Below are 22,350 nucleotides of genomic sequence, written 5' to 3'. Positions count from 1 at the left end.
CCACCGAACGGATCACCATGACCGACACGAGCACCACCGCTTTCGCCCCCGATCCCGACCCGACCCCCGACCCCTACCCGACCCCCGACCCCGACGCCGACGCGCGCGTCCGCGGCGACGACCGCGCCCACGTCTTCCACTCGTGGAGCGCCCAGGCCCTCATCGATCCGGTCCCCGTCGCGGGCGGTTCCGGGGCGACCTTCTGGGACTATGCGGGCAACAGCTACCTCGACTTCTCCTCGCAGCTCGTCAACCTGAACCTCGGGCACCAGCATCCCGATCTCGTCGCGGCGATCCAGCGGCAGGCGGGGCGCCTGGCGACCATCCAGCCGTCCATGTCGAACGACGTGCGCGGTGAGCTCGCGCGACGGATCGCCGAGGTCGCGCCCGACGGCATGAACAAGGTGTTCTTCACCAACGGCGGCGCCGACGCGAACGAGAACGCCGTGCGGATGGCGCGCCTCGTCACCGGCAAACGCAAGGTGCTGTCGATGTACCGCAGCTACCACGGCAACACCTCGACCGCGATCACGCTGACGGGCGACCCGCGCCGCTGGGCGAACGAACCCGCCGACGGGTCGGTGGCGCACTTCTTCGGCCCCTACGCCTACCGGTCGGCCTTCCACGCCACGTCTACCGAGGAGGAATCGCAGCGCGCGCTCGAGCACCTCGAGCAGGTCATCGTGCTCGAGGGGGCCTCGACGATCGGCGCGATCATCCTCGAGACGATCGTCGGCACCAACGGGGTGCTCGTGCCTCCCCCGGGCTACCTGCCCGGGGTGCGCGCCCTGTGCGACAGGTACGGCATCGTGCTGATCGCCGACGAGGTCATGGTCGGCTTCGGCCGCGTCGGGGAATGGTTCGCGTTCCAGGCCTTCGATGTCGTGCCCGACCTGATCACCTTCGCCAAGGGGATCAATTCGGGCTACGTCCCGCTCGGCGGTGTCGTGATCTCGGACCGGATCGCGAAGCACTTCGACACCGTCGCGTTCCCCGGCGGGCTGACGTATTCGGGGCATCCGCTGGCCTGCGCCGCGGGGGTGGCGACGTTCGAGGTCTTCGAGCGGGACGGCATCCTCGAGCGCGTGCGCGACCTCGGCGAACGCGTCGTCGAGCCCCGGCTGCGCGCGATGGCCGAGCGGCACGCATCCGTGGGCGAGGTCCGGGGTCTCGGACTGTTCTGGGCCATCGAGCTCGTCAAGAATCCGCACACCCGCGAACCGCTCGTTCCGTACGACGCCGGCGGGACGGATGCGGCACCCATGGGTGCCCTCGCGGCCGCGTGCAAGAGCGCGGGGCTCTGGCCGTTCACGCACGTCAACCGCATGCACGTCGCGCCGCCGCTGGTGATCTCGGAGGCCGATCTCATGCGTGGCCTCGACATCATCGACGACGCGCTCGACGTCTCCGATCAGTACGTGGTCTGATCCGGACGACAGCTGATCAGGACGTGGCCCGATCAGACCCGCGCCCGGAGCGAGATGGCCGTCCACGAAACCGGCGGCAGGGTGATGTCGACGCTCGCGTCACCGAGCCGGACCGAGGTGTTCTCGCGCGGTGCGACCCGCTCCCTGTCCGCGAGCGTGTTCGCGGCATGGATGTCGTCGTCGTGCACCGAGATCGCCGAGACGATCTCGACATCGCCCAGCACGCGGGTGTCGATGTCGAACGCGGCCTCCTCCGTCATGCTGCGGTTCACGACGAACACGGCGATGTCACCCGTTTCGGGATCGTGCGTGGCCACGGCATCGACGAGCGGCGCGGCACCGTACTGCTTGGTGTCGTAGGTCGGTGATTCGAGCGTCAACTCGAGCGCGACCCCGCGTGCCAGGCGCGACGTGATCGAGAAGGGGAAGAACGTCGTCTGCCGCCAGGAGGGACCGCCCGGCTCGGTCATGATCGGGGCGATGACGTTCACGAGCTGCGCGAGGCTCGCGGCCGTCACCCGGTCGGCGTGGCGGATGAGCGAGATCAGCAGGCTGCCGAAGACCACCGCATCCATCACCGAGTACGAGTCCTCGAGCAGTCGCGGCGCGACAGGCCAGTCGGCGATGTCCGTGATCTTGTCGACCTCGTTGTAGCGGGTCATGTACCAGACGTTCCACTCGTCGAACGAGATGTACATCGTCTTGTCGCTGCGCTTGAGCGCCTTGACGTGGTCGGCCGTCGCCGCGACCTCTTCGATGAAGCGATCCATATTGACCGCGGAGGCGAGGAAGCTACCGTAATCGTCGCCCTGGGGCTCGTAGTACGCGTGGCACGAGATGTAGTCGACGTTGTCGTACGTCGCCTCGAGCACGACCCGTTCCCACTCGCCGAACGTCGGCATCTGAGCACCCGAACTGCCGCACACGACCAGTTCGAGGTCGGGGTCGATCTGACGCATGGCGCTCGCGGTCTGCGCCGCGAGCTGACCGTACTCGTACGCCGTGCTGTGGCCGAGCTGCCACGGGCCGTCCATCTCGTTGCCGAGGCACCACATCCGCACGTCGTGGGGTTCTGCGTGTCCATTCGCGACGCGCATGTCGGACAGCGCCGTACCGGCCGGGATGTTGGCGTACTCGAGCACGTCGAGCGCCTCGAGCACACCGCGGGTGCCGAGGTTCACGGCGTACATCAGCTCGGCGTCCACGAGCTCGAGCCAGGTCGCGAACTCGTCCAGGCCGATCTGGTTCGTCTCGGTCGAGTGCCACGCCAGTTCGAGACGTCGCGGCCGTTCATCGCGCGGCCCGACCCCGTCTTCCCACCGGTAGCCCGAGACGAAGTTGCCGCCCGGGTAGCGGATCGCCGAAACTCCCAGCTCACGCACGAGCTCCACGACGTCGCCCCGGAATCCGTTCTCGTCCGCCGTCTCGTGACCGGGTTCGTAGATCCCGTCATAGACGCAGCGACCCAGGTGCTCGACGAACGAACCGAACAGACGGCGGTTCACCGGTCCGACGATGAAGTGGGGATCGATCGTGACGCGTGCGCGGATCATGGTCCTCTTCCTATTTACAACGTTGTATATCCGTGGTGGAGAGAATACCGCGAGGCCGAATGCCCCTGTCAACAGGCGGGTGGATAGAGTTTCGGAGATCGATTCGGCGACAGGAGCAGCGATGGGCCCCACGTTGCGCGATGTGGCCGAGGTCGCTCAGGTCTCGATCAAGACGGTGTCGAACGTGGTCAACGACTACCCGCACGTCCGCGCGGCGACGAAGCAACGGGTTCTCGAGGCGATCGCCCTGCTCGGCTATCGTCCCAATCTCTCCGCCCGCGGGTTGCGTTCGGGCCGAACCGGCGTCATCGGGCTCGCGGTGCCCGCCCTGCGTGAGAACTACTTCGCCGAGCTCGCGGACTCGATCATCCGCGCCGCCGAGGAACACGGCCTCGGTGTCATGGTCGAACAGACGAACGGCGATCGCGATGCCGAGCTGCTCGCGGTGTCCGGCGGGCGCCGCAAGTTCATGGACGGACTCCTGCTCAGCCCTGTCGGACTCGGACAGGACGACGCGACAGCGCTCGATGTCGACTTCCCGCTGGTTCTCCTCGGCGAGCGCATCTTCGGCGGCCCGACCGACCACGTCACGATGCACAACACGGCATCAGCTCGAGCCGCCGTCGAGCACTTGCTGCATGCCGGTCGGCGCCGCATCGCGGTGATCGGCGCGGAAGAGGCGACATTCGAGGACACGCGGGACAGCACGAGTTCCGCGAGTCTGCGTGTCACGGGCTACCGGCAGGCGCTGACCGCGGCCGGCCTTGAGGTCGTCCCGGAGCTCATCCGGACGACCCCCTCTTGGAATCGCGCGGCCGGCGCGGAAGCGACGAGGCGACTGCTCGATGAGGGAATCCCCTTCGATGCCCTGTTCGCGCTGAACGACACGCTGGGCCTCGGCGCACTGCGCGCCCTCGGCGAGGCCGGAGTCGACGTTCCGGCAGATGTCGCCGTCATCGGCTTCGACAACATCGACGAGACGCGATTTTCCGTGCCGTCACTCTCGAGCGTCGATTCGGGGCGAGACACGATCGCGATGCTCGCCGTCGACCTGTTGATCGAGCGCATCGCGGAGAAGGGCCAGCGGGTGCCGCCGCGCACCCTCATGCCCCGCTTCCGCATCATCGAGCGCGAATCTACGGGCTTCGCGAGCACCGCCGACTGAGCTCGGCAGGAGGCCGCGTGCGCGGGCGAGCATCAGGGGACGATCGGCGTCAACCGCTGCAGCTGTGTGACGTGGTTCGGACCCAGTTCCGCGATGGATGTGACCTCGAGCAGCTTCATCGTCCTGACGATCTGGGAAGACAGAATCTCGATGGCCCGATCGACACCCTGTCGCCCTCCCGCCATCAACCCGTAGAGGTAGGCACGACCCACCAGGGTGAACTTCGCGCCCAGGGCGAGACATGCGACGATGTCCGCACCGCTCATGATGCCCGTGTCGACCATGACCTCGGTGTCTCGCCCCACCTCGCGAACCACTTTCGGTAGCAGGTGGAACGGCACGGGCGCCCGATCCAGTTGGCGGCCACCGTGGTTGGAGAGCAGTATCCCGTCCACGCCCAGGTCTGCGAGGCGTTTGGCGTCTTCGACGTTCTGCACTCCCTTGACGACCAGTCTTCCGCGCCACAGCTTCCGGATCGTCGCCAGATCGTCGAAGACGACCGAAGGGTCCATCGCCGCATCCAGCAGGTCCCCCACGGTGCCGCCGGTCGAGGAAAGAGAGGCAAACTCCAGCGGCGGAGTCGTCAAGAAGTCGAACCACCACCACGGTCGTGGAAGGGCGTTCACGATCGTGCCGAGGGTCAACCGCGGTGGAATGGAGAATCCGTTGCGCTTATCGCGCAAACGCGCACCGGCTATGGGCGTGTCCACCGTGAACATCAGGGTGTCGAAACCGGCTTCCGCGGCGCGCTCGACGAGACCGAACGAAATCTCACGCTGGCGCATCACGTAGAGCTGGAACCAGTTGCGCCCGGACGGGTTTGCCGCCCTGACGTCCTCGATCGTCGACGTCCCCAGCGTCGACAATGTGAACGGGATCCCCGCTGCGCCCGCCGCCGCCGCTCCGGCAATCTCTCCCTCGGTCTGCATCAGGCGGGTGAAGCCGGTCGGAGCGATCCCGAAGGGCAAGCTCGATGTCCCGCCCAGGATCTGCGTCCGGGTGTCGACCGTCGAGACATCACGAAGGATCGACGGGTGGAACTCGACATCCGAGAACGCCTGCCTTGCACGAGCCAGCGAGAGCTCGTCTTCGGCCGATCCGTCGGTGTAGTCGAACGCCGCTTTCGGCGTGCGTCGCTGCGCGATCGATCGAAGATCACCGATCGTCAGAGCCGCGGCGAGACGTCGACGCCGACCGTTGAGATCCGGTCGCTCGAACCGCATCAGTTGGCTGAGCGCTCGCACGTCCGGCAGTTGGCGCTTGGGCATGAAGTCCCCTATTCGGCTGAGAGATGGGCGAGAAGGACGTCGCGCGAAGTGGTGATGTGCTGCCGCATCTCGCGCGCCGCACCAGCACTGTCGCCCGCGAGAACAGCGTCGATGATGGCTTGATGCTGTGCGGCCACGTGCGCTGCCGACATCAGCTCTGCTGCTTGCACGCGACCGATGCACAACTCCACCTCGCCCATGAGGACCCCATGCATGCGGGCGAGGCGAACACCGGGCGCGCCGGTGACCAGCGCGCGATGGAAGGCGATGTCGGCGCGGGCGAAGTCTGGCTCTCGTGCGAACTCGCGGTGCGCCGCCAGCGCCGATTCCGGAACGCTCCCGACGGCCGCCAACCGACTCACGGCCGCGCTCTCGATCACTCCCCGCGCGTCGTACAGGTCGATCACCTCATCCCGACCCAAGTCCGGCACGCGGGCTGCGTGATGAGCTTCGCGCCGAAGCAACCCGTCGGCCACCAGACGATCGATCGCCGAGCGAGCGGTGGGGCGCGCGACACCGAAGTCAGCAGCGACGTACGCCTCGGTCACGGTCGATCCGGGCGGCAGCACCTGCGCCACGATTCGTCTTCGTAGCTGGTCGGCGATCGCAGCAGGCGCCACGCGAGCTTCAGCAACAACCATCGGACGACCTCACGAGACCCACCTCGACGCTAGATTGATAGACAACCTATCCTCATTGCCTGGCAATTCTCAATTCCGCGCCTTCGCGGCCTCGCGCCCGCCGTGTCTATACCGCGGCGAGGGCCTGCTCGAGGTCCGCCAGCAGGTCGTCGCGGCTCTCGATGCCGACCGAGAGGCGCACCACCTCCTCGGGAACCGCGAGTTCGGTTCCGCGGACGGATGCGTGGGTCATCGCATCGGGATAGTTGAGCAGCGACTCGACCCCGCCGAGCGACTCGGCGAGTTGGAACAGGTGCGTGGATTCGGCGAAGCGGCGGGCGCTGGCAGCATCCGGCAGGGCGAGCGAGACGATGCCGCCGAACGCCGACATCTGGCGCGCGGCGAGCTCGTGACCGGGGTGGGATTCGAGCCCCGGATAGTAGACATGAGCAACGCCGTGGTGGGCGTCGAGGAACCGGGCGACGGCGTCACCGTTCTCGCTGTGCCGCTGCATCCGCACGCCGAGTGTCTTGATGCCGCGGGTCGTGAGCCACGCGTCGAGCGGACCGGACACCGCGCCCGCCGCGAACTGCAGGAAGCGGGCCTGCTCGGCGAGGGCGTCGTCGTTCATGACGAGAGCGCCACCGACCACATCGGAGTGCCCGCCGAGGTACTTGGTCGTCGAGTGCACGACGACGTCCGCGCCGAGGGACAGCGGGCGCTGCAGGGCGGGCGAGGCGAACGTGTTGTCGACCACGACGACGGCGCCGGCCGCGTGCCCGAGGCGGGCGAGTCCCGCGATATCGGTGATGCGCAGCAGCGGGTTGCTCGGAGTCTCGACCCACACCATCTGGGCGGGGCGCTCCTCGAGGGCGGCGGCGACCTGGTCGAGGTCGCTCATGTCGACGACCCTCACGCCGACTCCCCACGGCCCGAGGACCCGCGAGATCAGGCGGTAGGTGCCGCCGTAGACGTCGTTGCCGAGCAGCACCTCGTCGCCGGGCTTGAGAACCGACCGCAGCAGGGCGTCCTCGGCGGCGAGCCCCGAAGCGAACGACAGACCGTGGCGACCACCCTCGATCGCCGCGAGCTGGGTCTCGAGAGCCGTGCGGGTCGGGTTGCCGCTGCGGCCGTACTCGTAGCCTCCACGGAGGCCGCCGATGCCGTCCTGCGCATAGGTGGTCGAGAAGTGCACCGGCGGGATGACCGCGCCCGTCGTCGGGTCGAACGCCTGACCGGCGTGGATGGCGAGGCTCTCGAAGCCCCCGAACTCGGATTCGTTCATCGGATGCCTCCATCGGCGTTCGGTGCGGATGTTGCGGGCCGCTCGACAGCGTGATCGACCGAGAACCCGTTGTCGGTCATCCAGTCGTCGTCGAAGATCTTGCCGAGGTAGCCCCGCCCATGGTCGGGGAGCAGCACGACGACGACGTCCTCGGCACCGAGCTCTCGAGCGGCACGGAGTGCGCCGACGACCGCCATCCCGCTCGATCCGCCGACGAGCAGGCCCTCTTCGCGGGCCAGACGACGTGTCATGCCGAACGACTCTGCATCCGTCACGCGCTGCCATTCGTGCACGACGGACGGGTCGAAGGTTTCGGGCCAGAAGTCCTCGCCCACGCCCTCGACCTTGTAACCGTGGACGTCCGAGCTGGAGTAGATCGAGCCGACCGGATCGACGCCGACGATCCGGGTTCGGCCGCCCGAGACCTCGCGCAGGTAGCGACCGGTTCCGGTGATCGTGCCTCCCGTGCCGACCCCCGCGACGAAGTGCGTGACGCGTCCTTCGGTCGCGCTCCAGATCTCGGGACCCGTCGTCTCGTAGTGCGCGCGCGGGCCGTTCTGGTTCGCGAACTGGTTGGGCTTGAACGCGCCCGGGATCTCGCGAGCGAGGCGGTCGGAGACGCTGTAGTACGAGCGGGGGTCATCGGGAGGCACGCTGGTGTCGGTTACGACGACCTCGGCACCGTAGGCCTCGAGGACGGCGACCTTGGGGCCCGCGAACTTGTCGGGTACGACGAAGATCATGCGGTAGCCGCGTTGCTGGGCGACGAGCGCGAGGCCGACGCCCGTATTGCCGCTCGTCGGTTCGACGATGGTGCCGCCCGGGCCGATCAGGCCGTCACGCTCGGCGGCGTCGAGGATGTTCGCCGCGATGCGGTCTTTGGATGACCCGCCGGGGTTGAAGTATTCGACCTTCGCGAGCACCGTCGCGGCGATGCCATCGGTGACGTTGTTCAGGCGGACGAGGGGGGTGTTGCCGATCAGATCTGTGACGCTCTGCGCGTATCGCACGGGATGTGTCCAAGCTGCGGGCCGCGACGCTGTCGCGGGTGATGTCAGGGGTCGTTGAGGGGAGTGCGAGGCACTCAGCGGCAACAAAGACAGGACAGCACGCGGCCAGTTTACATAGGCGAGCGGCGGGATGCCTAGAGCCAGCGGTTCAGTCGTCCGAGGACCGGGCGAACAGCATCCGCAGGATCACGAACACGATCAGCGCGACGACCGCGACCGCCAAGAGTTTGAAGACGAAGGCGAGCACCGAGAACAGGACGTTCACGAGCACCCACGCGATGATGATGGCGACGATGACGCCGATGACTGTCCACAGGGTGCCGCTCTTCATGGTTCAAGCCTAGGCTGATCCACGGTGCCCTCGTCGCACCCAGATCTCGGAACAAGGAGCAGCATTGACCCGCATCGGCCCCAGCGACCTCGATATCTTCCCCCTCTGCCTGGGTGCCAACGTGTTCGGGTGGACCGCGAATCGCGACGAGTCGTTCCGAATCCTCGACGCTTTCCACGCCGGCGGCGGCGACTTCATCGACACCGCTGATTCCTACAGCGCCTGGGTTCCGGGCAATACGGGTGGCGACAGCGAGCGGATCATCGGCGAATGGCTCGCGGCTCGGCAGCCGAAGAACGTCGTCGTCGCGACGAAGGTCAGCCAGCACCCCGACTTCCGCGGCCTGTCCGCGCAGAACATCCGCGCCGCCGCCGAGGCCTCGCTCAAGCGACTCGGCGTCGACACCATCGACCTGTACTACGCCCACTACGACGACGAGACGGTGCCGCTCGAAGAGACCGTCGCGGCGTTCGGCGACCTGGTCACGGACGGCCTCGTGCGCTACACCGCCGTGTCGAACTACAGCGCCGAGCGGATCCGCGAGTGGATCGGCTACGCGACCGCCGCGGGTAGCGCTCAGCCGGTCGCGGTGCAGCCGCACTACAACCTCGTGCACCGCAACGCGGTCGAAGAGACCATCGTCCCCGTCGCCGAAGAGTTCGGTCTGGGCCTCGTGCCCTACTACTCCCTCGCGAGCGGATTCCTGACCGGCAAGTACCGTTCGGCAGACGTCCCCGATGCCGCGGACACCTCACCGCGCGCGAAGGGCGCCGTGAAGTACGCCACACCCCAGGGACTCGCGATCATCGACACGCTCGAGTCCATCGGCCGGGCGCACGGCGCCTCGATCGCCGCGACCGCGCTGGCCTGGCTGCGCGTCCAGCCGACCGTCGCCGCACCGATCGCGAGCGCTTCGCGCGTCGACCAGGTCGCGGACCTGCTCGCGGCGGGCACGCTGGACCTGACCGCCGCCGAGATCGCGGAGCTCGACCGGGTCTCGACCTGGACGCCCGCGACCTGAGCTCAGCGCCCGCGGCCGGTCAGCGAGACCGGCAGGAGGGCGTGCGCGGCGACCTCGCTCGATCCGTCCTCCGCCACCGCGACGAGCAACTGCGCGGGGATCTGATCCTTCATCGCCTCGACGTGGCTGATGACCCCGACCGTTCGCCCACCCTGGCGCAGCTCGTCGAGCGTGCGCATGGCCGTGTCGAGGGTCTCGGCGTCGAGTGAGCCGAAGCCCTCGTCGATGAACAGCGTGTCGAGCGCGATGCCTCCGGCGCGGCCGGTGACGACCTCGGCCAGGCCCAGCGCGAGCGCGAGGGAGGCCAGGAAGGTCTCGCCTCCCGATAGCGACTGCGCCGGGCGCGGTCGTCCCGTGTAGGCATCCAGCACCTCGAGCCCGAGGCCCGAGGCGGCACCTCGGGCGGCCAGGGAGTCGGTGTGCAGCAGACGGTACCGGCCGTCGGACATCTCGTCCAGGCGCAGGTTGGCGGCCTGCACGATCTCTTCGAGCTCGGCGGCGAGGACGAAGGTCTCGAGCTTCATCCGATGAGTATTGGGGGCCTTGCCCGCGACCGTGGCGGCGAGACGTTCGATGATCTCGTGTTCGGCGAAGGCCGCGGCGATTCCTGATTGCGCCAGCTCCGCCTGCTGTGCGAGCGCCTCGAGCCGTTCGCGCGTCTGATCGGCAGCGAGGGTCTGCTGGACGGCGGCGGTCCAGGCGTCGCGGACATCCTGGCGCACCGTTTCGGCCGATCGCGTATCGATCGGCTCGTCGGGCAGCACCAACAGCTCGAGATCCAGGAGCACGGCCTTCGCCGCCCCCAGCGCGGTCTCGTGCTCGCGGATCGTCTCGTCGAGCGCGGCTCGTGCGGCGGCATCCCGGAGCGCCTCGACCGCGGCATCCGCCGTCTCGAAGCCGGCCTCCGCGAGGTCCGCCTCGGCCCGCGCCCGCGCGGTCTCTTCTGCCCGTACGCAGCGCTCCGCCACCGCGATCGCATCCCGCAGCCGCTCTGCCGCGTCGGCGATCCGCTCGGCATCGGCGATTCTCTCGGCAACGGTGGGGAACTCGCCCCGCGCCTCCGTCAGAGCCTCATCATCCGCCGCGATGCCCGCGTCGAGGACGATGAGAGACCGGTCGAGAGTCTCGATGCGGGGCGCAGCGGCATCGAGCGCGGACTCGAGCGCCGCGAGGGTCGACGCACAGTCCTCTCGTTCCGCGCGCAGCATCGTCGATTCGCGTTCGGCATCCGCGATGACCGCCAGAGCCCGCGCAGCCGCGGTGCGGTCCTCGGCGAGCTGAGCACCCGATCGCTCGCCCGCACGCCCACGCGCGCCCGCCGCGTCCTGGCGGACACGCGCCAGCGCCTCGGATGCGTCGCGCTGTTGCACCACGGCGAGCGCGACCCGGGCTTCGGCCGCATCGATGTCGTCGGCGCTCACCGGGTCTTCGCCCCGCGGTGCGGGCGCCGGGTGCTCGGTCCCCCCGCACACCGCGCACGGTTCACCGGGAACGAGTTGAGCGGCGAGTTCACCCGCGTGACCACGGAGTCGCCGTTCGCGCATGTCCACCAGGGCGGCGGATGCCTCGGCCAGGGCCCGGTCGGCGTGCAACGCCGCCAGCTCGGCCGCGGCGGCTTCCTCCACCAGGCGCTCGGCCTCCGCGGCCGCGGCGATGCGGTCGTCCAGGTCCGTGAGGAGAGCTTCGGCCGCAGCGCGTCCGCCGAGGGTCGGAGCGAGTTCCATCAATCGCGCATCGAGCTCGTCGCGACGCGTGATCGCGACCCCGCGCTCCGCACGGCTCGTCTCGACGGCAGCGGTCAGCTCCGCGAGGTCGGCCCGACTCCGCGCATACTCCGCGCGACGCTCGGCGATGCTCTCTTCGCGTGCGAGCAGGAGCGTCCATCCGCCGACCGCGTGCTTCAGCTCGTCGATGCGATCGGCGAGCTGAGACGTGGTCGGCATGCGCTCGCTCGCGGCGCCGGCTGCGGCCGCGTCTTCGGCGGCGGCGCGATCTCTGAGCGCGATCCAAGATGTGAGGGCCCTGCGTCGATCCGACTCCGCGCGTTCTGTATCGGCGCGCGCCGTGTCCAGCCCGCGGATGCCCTCGCGTGCCCGCTCTGCGCGGTTCGCGGCGTCACGTTCCGCACGGACGGCGACGATGCGGGAGGCATCCGACTCGAGGTTCGCGACGGTCCGACGCGCGCGATCACGCCTCTCCTGCTGATCGCGGCGGGCGAGCACGTCGGCGAGTGCGACTTCGGCGGCGTCCCTCGCCACGCGGGCCGCCTCCTGCGCGAGCGCGGCCGTCTCGGCCCGGTACGCCGCGCGCTGTGACGCCTGCCGAACCCGTTCGATCCGCGACGCGGCATCGGCCGGGCCCTCCATATCCGCGTCGTCGCCCGTGAGCGCCCGATCCGCGATCAAGCGCTCGGCCTCGTCGAGGTGATGCGCCAGTGTGTCGCCATCGCGGGCGACGCGCGCCTCGGAATCCTTGCGCCGTCTCTCGAGAGCCTGCTCGTACTCCTCGAATCGGCGTGTTCCGAAGAGTGTCCGCAGGAGCGCCTGGCGCTCGCTGTGACTCGCGAGCAGGAAGCGCGCGAACCGGTTCTGCGCGAGCAGGATGACCTGCAGGAACTGCTCCTGCGTGAGCGGAAGGATCTCGTGCAGCGCCTCGCCGACGTCGCGTGGTCGCGCCGCGCGGCCCTCCCAGCCTTCGCCCGCCCAGACGAAGAGCCGCGCCTGGGGCGGCGCCGTGGTCGTCCCGGCGCCGTTGCGCTTGGCGCGCTCGTATTCGGGTGAGCGCTCGACACGCCACCGCTCGCCGCCCGCGCTGAACTCCAGCGCGACGAGCGTCGGGTCGTCCGGTCCGCTGTGATCGCTGCGCAGGCGCTTCTCGCCCGCGTCATAGCGGGGAACCGACCCGTACAGCGCGAAGCAGATCGCGTCGAGGATGCTGGACTTGCCCGCGCCCGTCCGGCCCGAGATGACGAAGATGCCATCCTCGGCGAACGCGTCGAAGTCGACGACCTGGGGACGCAGGAACGGCCCGAAGCCCTCGACCTCGAGGCGATGCATCCTCACGCGAGCACGCCGTCCGTCGTGCGCCGCGTTGCTGTGCTGTCGGTGTCGGCGCATTCGACGATGACGTCGGCGAGGATTTCGGCCTCGGCCTCATCGGCGGCCTGCCCCTGTCGCACGTGGGCGAGGAACGTCGAGATCAGCTCGTGGTCATCACGCGCCTCGCGAACCCGAGCCGCATACGACTTCTCGGCCATCTGCTGCACGAGGGTCGGCACGTGCTGCACGGTCGCGCAGTGCGGGAAGCGGGCGAGCAGGCGCCGCATCGGATCCCGCTGCGGGGTCGAATCCGTGTACTGCGCGCACACCCACGCCTCGGTCTCGCCGTCGAAGCGGACATCGGTCAGGAGCTCCTCGAGCGTTGCCGAGATCGTGACGAGGCGCCGCGGCACCGCGAGCGGCAACCATTCGGTCGAGGCGAGGCCCGAGGCATCCAGGTCGATCAGCCACGAACCGCGAGGCTTGTGCTGCTCACCGAACGAATAGTGCAACGGGGCCCCCGCATACCGGACGCGGGGCGAGAGCTCGTTACGCCCATGGATGTGCCCGAGGGCGACGTAGTCGGGGCCGTCGAAGGTCGACAGCGGTACGACATCGAGGGTTCCCTGGCGAATCTCGCGCTCGACGCCCGGCGTCGCCTCGACGTTCGCCGCGAAGCAGTGGGCGATCGCGATCGAGCGTCCGCCGCGCTCGGCCCGATCGTCGTTGACGAGTGTCATGGCGTGGGCCAGCGTCTGCTCTTGCGTGCGAAGAGTCACCTCCGGCCATACGTGCCGCACGAGGGAGGGCTCGAGGAAAGGGATGCCGTAGACGTGAACGGGACCGTGCTCATCGTGAAGGGTGACCGGGACACCCACTCGCTCGGGACGGGTGAGGATGTGGATGCCCGCTGCCGCGGCGAAGGGCGCCTGAAAACCGAGTCGCGCTGCGCTGTCGTGATTGCCGCTCGTGACGACGACCTCGGCCCCCGCCGCACGCATCGCGGCGAGCGTGTCGGTCAGCAGCGGATAGCATCCGGCGGCGGGCGTTGCCGAGTCGAAGACATCGCCGGCCAGGACCACCAGATCGACGTCGTGCTCGGCGACCTGCGCCACCATTTCGTCCAGCACGACCGCGAGCGCGGCGACGGTCGAGTGCCCGTGGAACGAGCGCCCGATGTGCCAGTCGGAGGTGTGCAGGATGCGCATGCTCACACGCTATGCGGGTCCACCGACATCGGCCCGGAGCCCGGGCCGCGGTTCGCCGAGAGTCAGCCCCGTGCGAGCTCCGCCACCTCGTCGTCCGTGAGCTCGATGCCCGCCTGATCGAGGCGCTGCTTCAGGACCTCGATGATGCGTTCCTGTCCATCGGCCGCGTGATCGGCGCGGGTCTGGGCGACGATGCCGTCCACCCTCTCGGACGTCGTCGTGTCGTTCATGTCCATGGCGGGCGCGTTCTGGACGATATCCCCCGTGCGGACGATCGGCGAATCGTGCGCCGCGTCCCGGTCCGGCATGGCCTTGTCCGGCGCCGGGTCACCCGGGGTCATGCGTCGCTCCCATCGCTGTCGGCGTCGTCGCTCAGATCGGGGTCGGCGGCTTGCCCGGCCTCAGCACCCTCGATCGGGGCGTCGGGCGCGACGAGTTCGTCCGAGACGCGCTCCTCGGTCTCGCCGCTCTGCCAGCCGCCCGTCGGATCGGCGTTGATGACGCCTTCGGGAAGGTCGTCGCGTGACGAAGTCATCGGGTCTCCTCATGCTGGATTCGGATGTCTGAGACAACCATCACCCGAGAGCGGAGCGAGACCAAGGGGCTTGACGGGCCCGGGCCGCGCGACTAGGTCCTCGTGCGGCCCGCGGCGGCGCGGCGGTCCCGGGCGACTTCGCCCGCCACGACGTTCGCGCCGCTGGTCAGCAGCGCACGACGCCACGGCAGCACACCCTCGATCTCGATCTGGATCGAGATCGACAGGATGGTCCGGATCAGCACGATGATCCCCAGGATCACGGCATCCTCGAGCGACGGCTTCGACGTGATCGTGCGAAGCAGATCCGCGGCGACGAGCACCTCGAGGCCGAGGAGGATGGCGCCGCCGAAGGTCGTGCGCAAAGTCGTGAAGGCCGCGCTCCCCCCGGCACCGCGGCTGAGGGCGCGAATTCCGAGCACGATCGCGATGACCGCGCCGATGATCATCGCGAGCGCGCCGACCGCCTCGAAGACGACCGCGACACCGATGAAGACCTGCTCCGTATCCACCCGGCCAGCATAGGGGCGGCGAGGTCCCGCTGCCTGCTACGCGCGGCTGCGCTCGGCGAGGATGCCCGCGCGCTCGGGGTGAGCCTCGAACCACTCGGCGACGTACCAGCACACCGGCAGCACTTTTCGGTCGCCGGCTTGCTCGAGCGCTGCGACGGCACGGTCGACGATCTCGCCGGCGTATCCGTGTCCGCGGAACGAGGGCACCGTGTACGCCCGGGTCAGCGCGACGGTACGGCCGTCGTCGCGATAGTCGAGGGCGCTCACGAGGTCGGAACCGGCGTGCAGGGTGTACCGCGAGGCATCCGGTTCGTGGGTGAAGGTCAACGAAGTCACCGGCACAGCGTACGCCCGCCTCGACCGGGCGAGGCTGGGCGCACGCTGAGTGTCGTCATCCGTTCAGGCGGGAAGCACACCCGTGCGGGCGAGCTCCCGGTACCAGAGCCCGCTGTCCTTGACCGTGCGCTCGAGCGAGTCGAAGCCGACGCGGACGATCCCGAAGCGCTTGGCGTAGCCGTACCCCCACTCGAAGTTGTCGAGCAGCGACCACACGAAGTACCCGCGCAGGTCGACGCCTGCCTCCATGGCACGATGCGCCGCCGTGAAGTGGCGCCGCAGGTAGTCCAGGCGCTCCGGATCGGGCACCGAACCGTCCTCGGCGACGACATCCTCGAAGGCGGCCCCGTTCTCGGTGACCATGAGCGGCTGATCGGGGAACTGCTCGCGCAACGACAGCAGGAGTTCTTCGAGCCCCTCGGGCGCGATGTTCCAGCCCATGGCGGTGTACGGCCCGGGCTGCTCGACGAACTCGACGATCTCGCTGCTGCCCGGCCACGCCGTGCCGCCCTCGGCGCCCTTGTGCCCGTCGTTCTGCTGCTTGGGCGAGACGCCATCCCACAGCCGGACCGTGGCGGTGGAGTAGTAGTTGACCCCCAGCACGTCGATCGGCTGATGGATCGCCGCGAGATCGCCGTCCCGCACGAACGACCAGTCGGTGACGGATGCCGTGTCCTCCAGCAGATCGGCAGGATATTCCCCGCGCAGCATGGGTCCGGTGAAGGCGCGGTTCGCGAGCGCGTCGATGCGGCGCATCGCGTGCGCGGCACCGTCTCCCTGTCCGCGCAGGACGTGGAAGTTGAGCGTCACCGAGTACTCGGGATCACCCGTCGAGGTCGCCCGGAGGGCCTGGATCGCCCGGCCGTGCGCGAGGTTGAGGTGGTGCACGGCCGCGAGGGCCGCGTCGGGCTCGTGGCGTCCGGGGGCATGGCCGCCCTGGCCGTAGCCGAGGTAGGCCGAGCACCACGGCTCGTTGAGCGTCGTCCACGTCTGCACCCGGTCGCCGAGCGCCGCGCCCATGATCTCGGCGTACTTCTCGAAGGCATCCGTCGTCTCACGCACGGCCCAGCCGCCCGCGTCCTCGAGCGGCTGCGGGAGGTCCCAGTGGTAGAGCGTCGCGACGGGACGGATGCCCCGCTCGAGCAGTCCGTCGACCAGGCGCGAGTAGAAGTCGATCCCCGCCTGGTTGGGCGCGCCCGTGCCGGTGGGCTGGATGCGCGGCCAGGCGATCGAGAACCGATAGGCCCCGAGGCCGAGGTCCTTCATCAGATCGAGGTCGGACGCGAAGCGGTGGTAGTGGTCGCACGCGACATCACCCGTGTCGCCGTTCCAGACCTTGCCCGGCGTCTTGCTGAAGGTGTCCCAGATCGACGGCCCGCGTCCGTCTTCGTCGAAAGCACCCTCGACCTGGTACGACGCGGTCGCCGACCCGAACGTGAAGCCGTCGGGGAAGACGAGCCCCGCATCCCGGAAGTCGGCGTTGCCCTGCTGCCCCATGTTCACTCCGTCACCTCAGCACGATCGACCGGGAACGACGCTGAACGGCCATCCGGGGTTGTCACCGAAACCTCGATGGTACCGCTCCCACCCGGGAAGACGCGCAGCGTCAGACCGTCGAGATAGTCGTAGTCGGGTCGGTCCTCGCGCGCACCCCACGGCAGCACAGCGCCCGGCCGGACGTAGATCGGCAGGCTCAGGAAGTCGTGCCGCTCGCGGCGCCAGCCCCCGCCCTCGACCTTCTCGCCCGTCAGCAGGTGCGTCCAGGTTCCCGCGGGCAGGTAGAACTCGACCTCACCCGACTCGGTGAACACCGGCGCGACCAGGATGTCGCTGCCCAGCATGTACTGACGGTCGAGGTACGCGGCGCCCGGGTCATCCGGGAACTCCAGAACCATCGGACGCATGATCGGCGCGCCGGTGCGCGTCGCGTCGATGCCGACCTGGAACAGATACGGCATGAGACGCATCTTCAGCCGCGTGAAGACGCGCGTGACCTCGACGGCCTCGTCGTCGAACATCCACGGCACCCGGTACGACTGCGATCCGTGGAAGCGGCTGTGGCTGCCGAGCAGGCCGAAGGCCGTCCAGCGCTTGAACACCGACGCATCCGGGGTTCCCTCGAATCCGCCGATGTCGTGACTCCAGTGCGCGAAGCCGCTGAGGGCCAGCGAGAGCCCACCGCGGAGCGTCTCGGCCATGGACGGGAAGGTCGACGTGGAGTCGCCGCCCCAGTGCACGGGCATCGTCTGCCCCCCGGCCGTCGCCGAACGCGCGAACAGGACGGCATCGCCGGCGCCGCGCGCGTCGACCAGCACGTCGTGCACGGCCTTGTTGTAGAGGTGCGTGTAGAGGTTGTGCATGCGAGAAGGATCTGCGCCGTCGTGCCAGACCACGTCGAGCGGGATGCGCTCGCCGAAGTCGGTCTTGAAGCAGTCGACACCCTGGTCGACGAGCGCGCGCAGCTTGCCCTGGAACCACGCGGTCGCGTCGGGGTTGGTGAAGTCGACCAGCCCCATGCCCGCCTGCCAGAGGTCCCACTGCCAGACCGAGCCGTCTGCCCGGCGGACGAGGTAGCCCGCGGCCTCGGCTTCGGCGAACAGCGGCGAGCGCTGCGCGATGTACGGGTTGATCCAGACGCACACACGCAGGTCGCGCTCGTGCAAGCGGTCGAGCATCCCGTCGGGATCCGGGAACACCCGGGGATCCCACTCGAAGTCGCACCAGTTGAACTCGCGCATCCAGAAGCAGTCGAAGTGGAAGACCGAGATCGGCAGCTCGCGCCGCGCCATCTCGTCGATGAAGGACGTCACCGTCGCCTCGTCGTACTCCGTCGTGAAGCTCGTCGACAGCCAGAGGCCGTACGACCACGCCGGCACGACCGGCGGGCGGCCCGTGAGCGCCGTGTAGCGCTCGAGCACGTCCTTGGGCGTCGGCCCCGCGATCACGAAGTACTCGAGCGCCTCGCCCGAGACCGAGAACTGCGTGCGCTCGACGGCCTCCGAACCGATCTCGAACGACACGTGGCCCGTGTCGTTGACGAGCACGCCGTAGCCGCGGCTCGAAAGGTACAACGGCACGTTCTTGTACGCCTGCTCGCTCGAGGTTCCGCCGTCGGCGTTCCAGATCTCGACGCTCTGGCCGTTCTTGACCAGCGGGCCGAATCGCTCGCCGAGACCGTAGACGAGCTCGCCGACGCCGAGGTCGAGCTGTTCGTGCACGAACGCGGACGCCGCGGGTCGCGCCTGCGCGGCCCGGGCGTTGCCGACGATGCCGGAGTCGACCTGCGCGTCGGAGGTCAACTGCATGTATCCCTGGGCCTTGTGGCCGCTGCCGGTGAGGCGCCGACCGCCCTCTTCGAACGAGAGCGCCCAGGGCGCGCCCTGCGCGATCCGCGCGGTGAGCGGACCGGTCACGAGCGTGCCGGCGGTCTCGGTGACGGATGCTTCGCCGACGCCGCCCGCCACCGCACCGGGAAGCTCGAAACCGGGCTCGCGCCGGCCGCCCTCGTGGTGGGCGATCCGAACGCGTACGACGCCTTCGAGGGGCGACGAGAGCGTGACCGTCAGCGTCGCCCGGTTGAGCACGTCGCCGCGTTTGGCGATGACGGCCGTCGGCGCCGTGACCCGCAGGCCCGGCCCGTCGGCGGTGTCGGCGACCTGCCAGATGTCGTATGCCTCTTGGGCGTACAGGGCCGTGACTCCGGGTCGGAGTTGCCAGAACCCATCGGTGAACTTCATTACTTGACTGCTCCTGCCGTGATACCGCGTGTCAGCGTGCGCTGGAAGATGAGGAAGAAGAGAAGGGTGGGGATGAGGCCGAGCAGCGCCGAGGCACTGGTGGTCGTGACATCCATGAGGCGATCGCCCTGCAGGACGCTGATGGCCACCGGCACGGTCTGGTTGGCGTTCGAGACCAGGAACGTCAGCGGGATGAGGAACTCGTTCCACGTCCAGATGAAGAAGAAGATCAGGAGCACCGAGAGCGTCGGGCGGCTGATCGGGAAGATCACGCGCCAGAGGATCTGCCAACGGCTCGCCCCGTCTATCGCGGCGGCCTCGAGCACCTCTTTCGGGAAGGTGCCGTACACCGCCGAGAGCAGATAGGTGCCGAAGGCCGCCTGGATGACGGTGAAGATGATGATCACCGACCACACGTTGTTGTAGAGCCCGACCTCTTTGAACATGTAGTACAGCGGGTAGAGGAGGGCCTCCTGCGGCAGCAGGTTCGCGAGCAGGAACAGCAGCACGATCCACGAGCGTCCGCGCACGCGGCCGATGCCGATCGCGAAGGCGTTCAGCACCGAGATAAGCACGGCGAGCAGCGCCACCATCCCCGAGATGAAGACCGAGTTCCAGACCTTCTCGGGGAAGTTGACGCGCTCCCAGAAGGTGACGATGCCGTCGAAGTACAGGCTCGAGGGCAGCGCGAGCGGTCCCCCGTTGGAGTAGTCCGCCGGCGACTTGAACGAGTTCACGAGGATCAGGTAGAACGGCGCGATGATCAGGATCGCGGTGACCACCGCGAAGGCGAGCATGAGCCAGTCGACGCCGCGGGGGCGCGTCATCGATCCACGCGCGCGCCCGGTGGCACGGGGCTTCTTCTTGTCCGTCGGGGCGACGGCGATCGTGGCGACCATCACAGACCCGCCCTTTCCTTGCGTTCCGCGGCGTTCTGCGCGCGGATGAAGACGATGGAGACGATCGCGATCACGATCGTGAGGGCGGTGGCGATCGTCGCGCCGTAGCCGACCTGCTGCGCCTGGAAGAACTCGCTGTACGCGTAGTACGCGGGCACGATCGTGGCGTCGCCCGGTCCGCCGCGGGTCAGGACGTAGACCGGGCCGAAGACCTTGAGCGCGGCGATCGTGCAGGTGAGCGTGACGACGTAGATCTCGGGACGGATGATGCTCACCGTGATCGCGCGGAATCGCTGGAACCAGTTCGCGCCATCCAGTTCGGCGGCCTCGTAGAGCTCCGGGTCGACGCGCTGCAGTGCCGCCATGAAGACGACCACGGGGTATCCGATCTGGATCCAGACCAGGACGACCATGATGCTGCCGAGAGCGGTGTCGGGGCTTCCCAGCCAGTTCTGCGCGAGGAATCCGAGCCCGATGTTCTCGAGGATCGTGTTGAGGGCACCGTCTTGCGGGCGCAGGATCCAGCCGATCACGATGCCCGCGATCGCGGCGGGGAGGATCTGGGGAAGGTAGTAGGTCGCGCGCAGGAAGCTCGCGAGGCGGCCGCCGAACTTGCGTCCGATGAGGTCGAAGAGCAGAGCGGCGAGGATGAGGCCCACGATCGTCGGCGCGACGACCATGGCCAGGATCATCCAGATGCTGTTGCGGAAGGACGCCCAGAACTTGGCGTCGCCCATCAGCTCGATCCAGTTGTCGAGACCGATGAACTCGGGAGGTTTGATGCCCCGCCACTCGGTGAAGCTGAGGTACACGTTCCACCCGAGCGGGATGAGCACGATCACGGTGAGCAGGACGAAGCCGGGCAGCAGGTACAGCCAGTACCCGGCGGACCCGCGGCCGCGCTGCGGGATCAGCGGCTCTTCGGGCGGGAGCTTCGTGCGCTCTCTGCGGACGAACGGAACAGCGGTCATGACCGACTCCTGGGAGGGGGTGGAGGGGGCGGTCCGCACATCGACGGACCGCCCCCGGGTATCAATCGGGGATCAACGGAAGTCGTCGACGTAGGAGTCGTACTCCGCGCCGAGACCTTCCTGAACCTCGGCGGCGGTCTTCGTGCCGTTCACGAGTTCCTGCAGCTGGGCGACCAGCACGTCGTAGAACGTGGGCGTGGGCCAGTCCGGGTAGAACGACAGACCGTCCACCTCGTTCACCGCGTTGAAAGCCTCGATCAGCTCGAGGCTCTTCTCGTCGGTGATGTCGGCGACGTCGGCGGCGACGGGGAGCCCGCCGTTGTTGCCGATCAGGGCCTGGATCTCGGGACGCATCGTGATGTCGATGAACTCGTAGGCGAGGTCCTTGTTCTTGGCCTGCTCCGGCACGACCCACAGGTTGCCGGACGAGCCGAGGCTGAGGTCGCTGTCCGGGAACGGAAAGATGCCCCAGTCGAAGCCGTCGATCTCATTGGTGAAGCGGCCGTACCACCAGCTGCCCGAGACGAAGATCGGCGCGTCGCCGCCGATGAACGAGACACCGGCATCCTCGGCCTTGATGCCCGACACATCGGGCGAGATGTAGCCCTTGTCGACGTAGTCGAGCAGGGTCTCGGTGGCGTAGGTGACCTCTTCGCCCTGCCAATCGACCGGGTTCTCGTAGAGCTGATAGTCGTTGACCCACTGGCGATCGGCCTGGCTCAGCTCGAGCTGGTACCAGAGCTGACCCAGGGGGTACTCGAGCCCGGCCTCGGCGAGCGGCGTGACGCCCTGTGCGACGAATGCATCCATCACGGCGAGGAACTCGTCGTACGTCGTCGGGATCTCGAGGCCCGCCGCCGCGAAGGCATCCTTGTTGTAGTAGACCGTGACGAATTCGCCGTAGTTCGGGATGCCGTACCACGCACCCGAGCCCATGACGCCGTCCTCGTTGTACTTCGCGGTCGTCTGGAGCGCGGGGGCGAGCTTGTCGTCCCACCCGTATTGCTCGACCGCGTCGCTGATGTCGGTGAGAAGTCCCTGGCTGGCCAGCAGACCCGCGGTGGCGTTGCCCTTGTTGAACTCCATCAGATCCGGGGCCTCATCGGAGTTGAGGACCTGGCTCGCCGTCGAGCGGATCTGCTCGAAGCTCTTCTCCTCGAACTCCACCGTCGCACCGGTCTCTTCTTCGAACACCTTGATCGCCTCGGCCCACGCGATGCCCATGGCGCTGTCGGCGCCCTCGTAGTGCCAGAGCGTCAGGGTGTTGTCGTCCTCGCCTCCGCCCGAGCCTCCGGAGCAGGAGCTGAGGGCGAGCGCGCCGACGGCGAGCGCGCCGACGGCGGCGACGAGTCGCGTGTGCTTCTTCCTGTTGTGTTGCTGTGCCATCGTCGGCACTCCTTTCTTGGTGACCCGCATTGGTCGGGATCGGTTGGC

General features: G+C 68.4%; 20 protein-coding genes. 3 read left to right on the top strand and 17 right to left on the bottom strand.

What is annotated here, in order from left to right; genetic code table 11:
- Positions 1-17: 17 nt before the first annotated feature.
- The gene (locus CGU35_RS00995; protein WP_100809808.1) at positions 18-1,427 is read left to right on the top strand and encodes an aspartate aminotransferase family protein; all 1,410 of its coding nucleotides are present in this window, start codon (positions 18-20) and stop codon (positions 1,425-1,427) included.
- 32 nt (positions 1,428-1,459) lie between these two features.
- On the opposite strand, the gene arfA is transcribed toward CGU35_RS00995, so the two are convergent.
- Positions 1,460-2,980: an arabinosylfuranosidase ArfA gene (arfA, locus tag CGU35_RS00990; RefSeq protein ID WP_100809807.1), complete on the bottom strand. Its 1,521-nt coding sequence runs from the start codon at positions 2,978-2,980 to the stop codon at positions 1,460-1,462.
- Positions 2,981-3,101: 121 nt separating this feature from the next.
- On the opposite strand from arfA, the gene CGU35_RS00985 reads away from it, so the two are divergent.
- Positions 3,102-4,145 (top strand): LacI family DNA-binding transcriptional regulator, encoded by a 1,044-nt coding sequence (locus tag CGU35_RS00985; RefSeq protein ID WP_100809806.1) that lies wholly within the window; start codon positions 3,102-3,104, stop codon positions 4,143-4,145.
- 32 nt (positions 4,146-4,177) lie between these two features.
- Here CGU35_RS00985 and CGU35_RS00980 read toward each other — a convergent pair whose 3' ends face one another.
- The 5 genes from CGU35_RS00980 to CGU35_RS00960 form a co-directional block, all read right to left on the bottom strand.
- Positions 4,178-5,413, bottom strand: a complete 1,236-nt coding sequence (locus CGU35_RS00980) for an alpha-hydroxy acid oxidase (RefSeq protein ID WP_100809805.1) — start codon at positions 5,411-5,413, stop codon at positions 4,178-4,180.
- 8 nt (positions 5,414-5,421) lie between these two features.
- The gene (locus CGU35_RS00975; protein ID WP_100809804.1) at positions 5,422-6,054 is read right to left on the bottom strand and encodes a GntR family transcriptional regulator; all 633 of its coding nucleotides are present in this window, start codon (positions 6,052-6,054) and stop codon (positions 5,422-5,424) included.
- 106 nt (positions 6,055-6,160) lie between these two features.
- Positions 6,161-7,318: a cystathionine gamma-synthase gene (locus CGU35_RS00970; RefSeq protein ID WP_100809803.1), complete on the bottom strand. Its 1,158-nt coding sequence runs from the start codon at positions 7,316-7,318 to the stop codon at positions 6,161-6,163.
- Positions 7,315-8,328, bottom strand: coding sequence for a pyridoxal-phosphate dependent enzyme (locus CGU35_RS00965; protein WP_100809802.1), 1,014 nt, complete (start codon positions 8,326-8,328; stop codon positions 7,315-7,317). The genes CGU35_RS00970 and CGU35_RS00965 overlap by 4 nt, the downstream gene beginning before the upstream one ends.
- Positions 8,329-8,476: 148 nt before the next feature.
- Positions 8,477-8,659 carry a hypothetical protein gene (locus CGU35_RS00960; protein WP_100809801.1) on the bottom strand — a complete coding sequence of 61 codons (183 nt, stop codon included), beginning with the start codon at positions 8,657-8,659 and terminating at the stop codon, positions 8,477-8,479.
- Between the two features lie 64 nt (positions 8,660-8,723).
- Between CGU35_RS00960 and CGU35_RS00955 the strand changes: the two genes are divergently transcribed.
- Entirely contained in the window at positions 8,724-9,680 is a 957-nt protein-coding gene (locus tag CGU35_RS00955; RefSeq protein ID WP_100809800.1) for an aldo/keto reductase, read from the top strand.
- 2 nt (positions 9,681-9,682) lie between these two features.
- Here CGU35_RS00955 and CGU35_RS00950 read toward each other — a convergent pair whose 3' ends face one another.
- The 11 genes from CGU35_RS00950 to CGU35_RS00900 all read right to left on the bottom strand — a co-directional run bounded on the left by CGU35_RS00950 (position 9,683) and on the right by CGU35_RS00900 (position 22,302).
- Complete coding sequence (locus CGU35_RS00950) at positions 9,683-12,736, bottom strand: AAA family ATPase (RefSeq protein WP_232711115.1); 3,054 nt, start codon at positions 12,734-12,736, stop codon at positions 9,683-9,685.
- Positions 12,737-12,738: 2 nt separating this feature from the next.
- Complete coding sequence (locus tag CGU35_RS00945) at positions 12,739-13,926, bottom strand: exonuclease SbcCD subunit D (RefSeq protein ID WP_100809798.1); 1,188 nt, start codon at positions 13,924-13,926, stop codon at positions 12,739-12,741.
- 62 nt (positions 13,927-13,988) lie between these two features.
- Positions 13,989-14,267, bottom strand: a complete 279-nt coding sequence (locus tag CGU35_RS00940; RefSeq protein ID WP_232711093.1) for a hypothetical protein — start codon at positions 14,265-14,267, stop codon at positions 13,989-13,991.
- Positions 14,264-14,461, bottom strand: a complete 198-nt coding sequence (locus tag CGU35_RS00935) for a hypothetical protein (protein WP_100809797.1) — start codon at positions 14,459-14,461, stop codon at positions 14,264-14,266. The genes CGU35_RS00940 and CGU35_RS00935 overlap by 4 nt, the downstream gene beginning before the upstream one ends.
- A gap of 92 nt (positions 14,462-14,553) precedes the next feature.
- Complete coding sequence (locus CGU35_RS00930; protein WP_100809796.1) at positions 14,554-14,973, bottom strand: DUF1622 domain-containing protein; 420 nt, start codon at positions 14,971-14,973, stop codon at positions 14,554-14,556.
- Between the two features lie 36 nt (positions 14,974-15,009).
- Positions 15,010-15,309, bottom strand: coding sequence for a GNAT family N-acetyltransferase (locus CGU35_RS00925; protein WP_100810056.1), 300 nt, complete (start codon positions 15,307-15,309; stop codon positions 15,010-15,012).
- Positions 15,310-15,372: 63 nt separating this feature from the next.
- On the bottom strand, positions 15,373-16,806 hold the full coding sequence (locus CGU35_RS00920) for a GH1 family beta-glucosidase (RefSeq protein ID WP_100809795.1): 1,434 nt from the start codon (positions 16,804-16,806) through the stop codon (positions 15,373-15,375).
- 2 nt (positions 16,807-16,808) lie between these two features.
- Positions 16,809-19,046: an alpha-xylosidase gene (gene yicI, locus CGU35_RS00915; protein WP_100809794.1), complete on the bottom strand. Its 2,238-nt coding sequence runs from the start codon at positions 19,044-19,046 to the stop codon at positions 16,809-16,811.
- Positions 19,046-19,945: a carbohydrate ABC transporter permease gene (locus tag CGU35_RS00910; RefSeq protein ID WP_100809793.1), complete on the bottom strand. Its 900-nt coding sequence runs from the start codon at positions 19,943-19,945 to the stop codon at positions 19,046-19,048. Before CGU35_RS00910 ends, yicI begins: the two co-directional genes overlap by 1 nt.
- On the bottom strand, positions 19,945-20,916 hold the full coding sequence (locus CGU35_RS00905) for a carbohydrate ABC transporter permease (protein ID WP_100809792.1): 972 nt from the start codon (positions 20,914-20,916) through the stop codon (positions 19,945-19,947). The genes CGU35_RS00910 and CGU35_RS00905 overlap by 1 nt, the downstream gene beginning before the upstream one ends.
- Before the next feature lie 72 nt (positions 20,917-20,988).
- Positions 20,989-22,302: an ABC transporter substrate-binding protein gene (locus CGU35_RS00900; RefSeq protein WP_100810055.1), complete on the bottom strand. Its 1,314-nt coding sequence runs from the start codon at positions 22,300-22,302 to the stop codon at positions 20,989-20,991.
- Between the last annotated feature and the right edge of the window lie 48 nt (positions 22,303-22,350).

The organism is Microbacterium sp. BR1, from assembly GCF_002812725.1.
Taxonomy (GTDB): Bacteria; Actinomycetota; Actinomycetes; order Actinomycetales; family Microbacteriaceae; genus Microbacterium.
The sequence above is the reverse complement of the archived record's forward strand: the minus strand, read 5'-3'. Positions and strand labels throughout refer to the sequence as shown.

Coding starts and splice junctions, on each gene's coding strand:
- CGU35_RS00995 (WP_100809808.1), top strand. CDS start 18: ATGACCGACACGAGCACCACCGCTTTCGCCCCCGATCCCGACCCGACC.
- arfA (WP_100809807.1), bottom strand. CDS start 2,980: ATGATCCGCGCACGCGTCACGATCGATCCCCACTTCATCGTCGGACCG.
- CGU35_RS00985 (WP_100809806.1), top strand. CDS start 3,102: ATGGGCCCCACGTTGCGCGATGTGGCCGAGGTCGCTCAGGTCTCGATC.
- CGU35_RS00980 (WP_100809805.1), bottom strand. CDS start 5,413: ATGCCCAAGCGCCAACTGCCGGACGTGCGAGCGCTCAGCCAACTGATG.
- CGU35_RS00975 (WP_100809804.1), bottom strand. CDS start 6,054: ATGGTTGTTGCTGAAGCTCGCGTGGCGCCTGCTGCGATCGCCGACCAG.
- CGU35_RS00970 (WP_100809803.1), bottom strand. CDS start 7,318: ATGAACGAATCCGAGTTCGGGGGCTTCGAGAGCCTCGCCATCCACGCC.
- CGU35_RS00960 (WP_100809801.1), bottom strand. CDS start 8,659: ATGAAGAGCGGCACCCTGTGGACAGTCATCGGCGTCATCGTCGCCATC.
- CGU35_RS00950 (WP_232711115.1), bottom strand. CDS start 12,736: ATGCATCGCCTCGAGGTCGAGGGCTTCGGGCCGTTCCTGCGTCCCCAG.
- CGU35_RS00945 (WP_100809798.1), bottom strand. CDS start 13,926: ATGCGCATCCTGCACACCTCCGACTGGCACATCGGGCGCTCGTTCCAC.
- CGU35_RS00940 (WP_232711093.1), bottom strand. CDS start 14,267: ATGACCCCGGGTGACCCGGCGCCGGACAAGGCCATGCCGGACCGGGAC.
- CGU35_RS00935 (WP_100809797.1), bottom strand. CDS start 14,461: ATGACTTCGTCACGCGACGACCTTCCCGAAGGCGTCATCAACGCCGAT.
- CGU35_RS00920 (WP_100809795.1), bottom strand. CDS start 16,806: ATGGGGCAGCAGGGCAACGCCGACTTCCGGGATGCGGGGCTCGTCTTC.
- yicI (WP_100809794.1), bottom strand. CDS start 19,046: ATGAAGTTCACCGATGGGTTCTGGCAACTCCGACCCGGAGTCACGGCC.
- CGU35_RS00910 (WP_100809793.1), bottom strand. CDS start 19,945: ATGGTCGCCACGATCGCCGTCGCCCCGACGGACAAGAAGAAGCCCCGT.
- CGU35_RS00905 (WP_100809792.1), bottom strand. CDS start 20,916: ATGACCGCTGTTCCGTTCGTCCGCAGAGAGCGCACGAAGCTCCCGCCC.
- CGU35_RS00900 (WP_100810055.1), bottom strand. CDS start 22,302: ATGGCACAGCAACACAACAGGAAGAAGCACACGCGACTCGTCGCCGCC.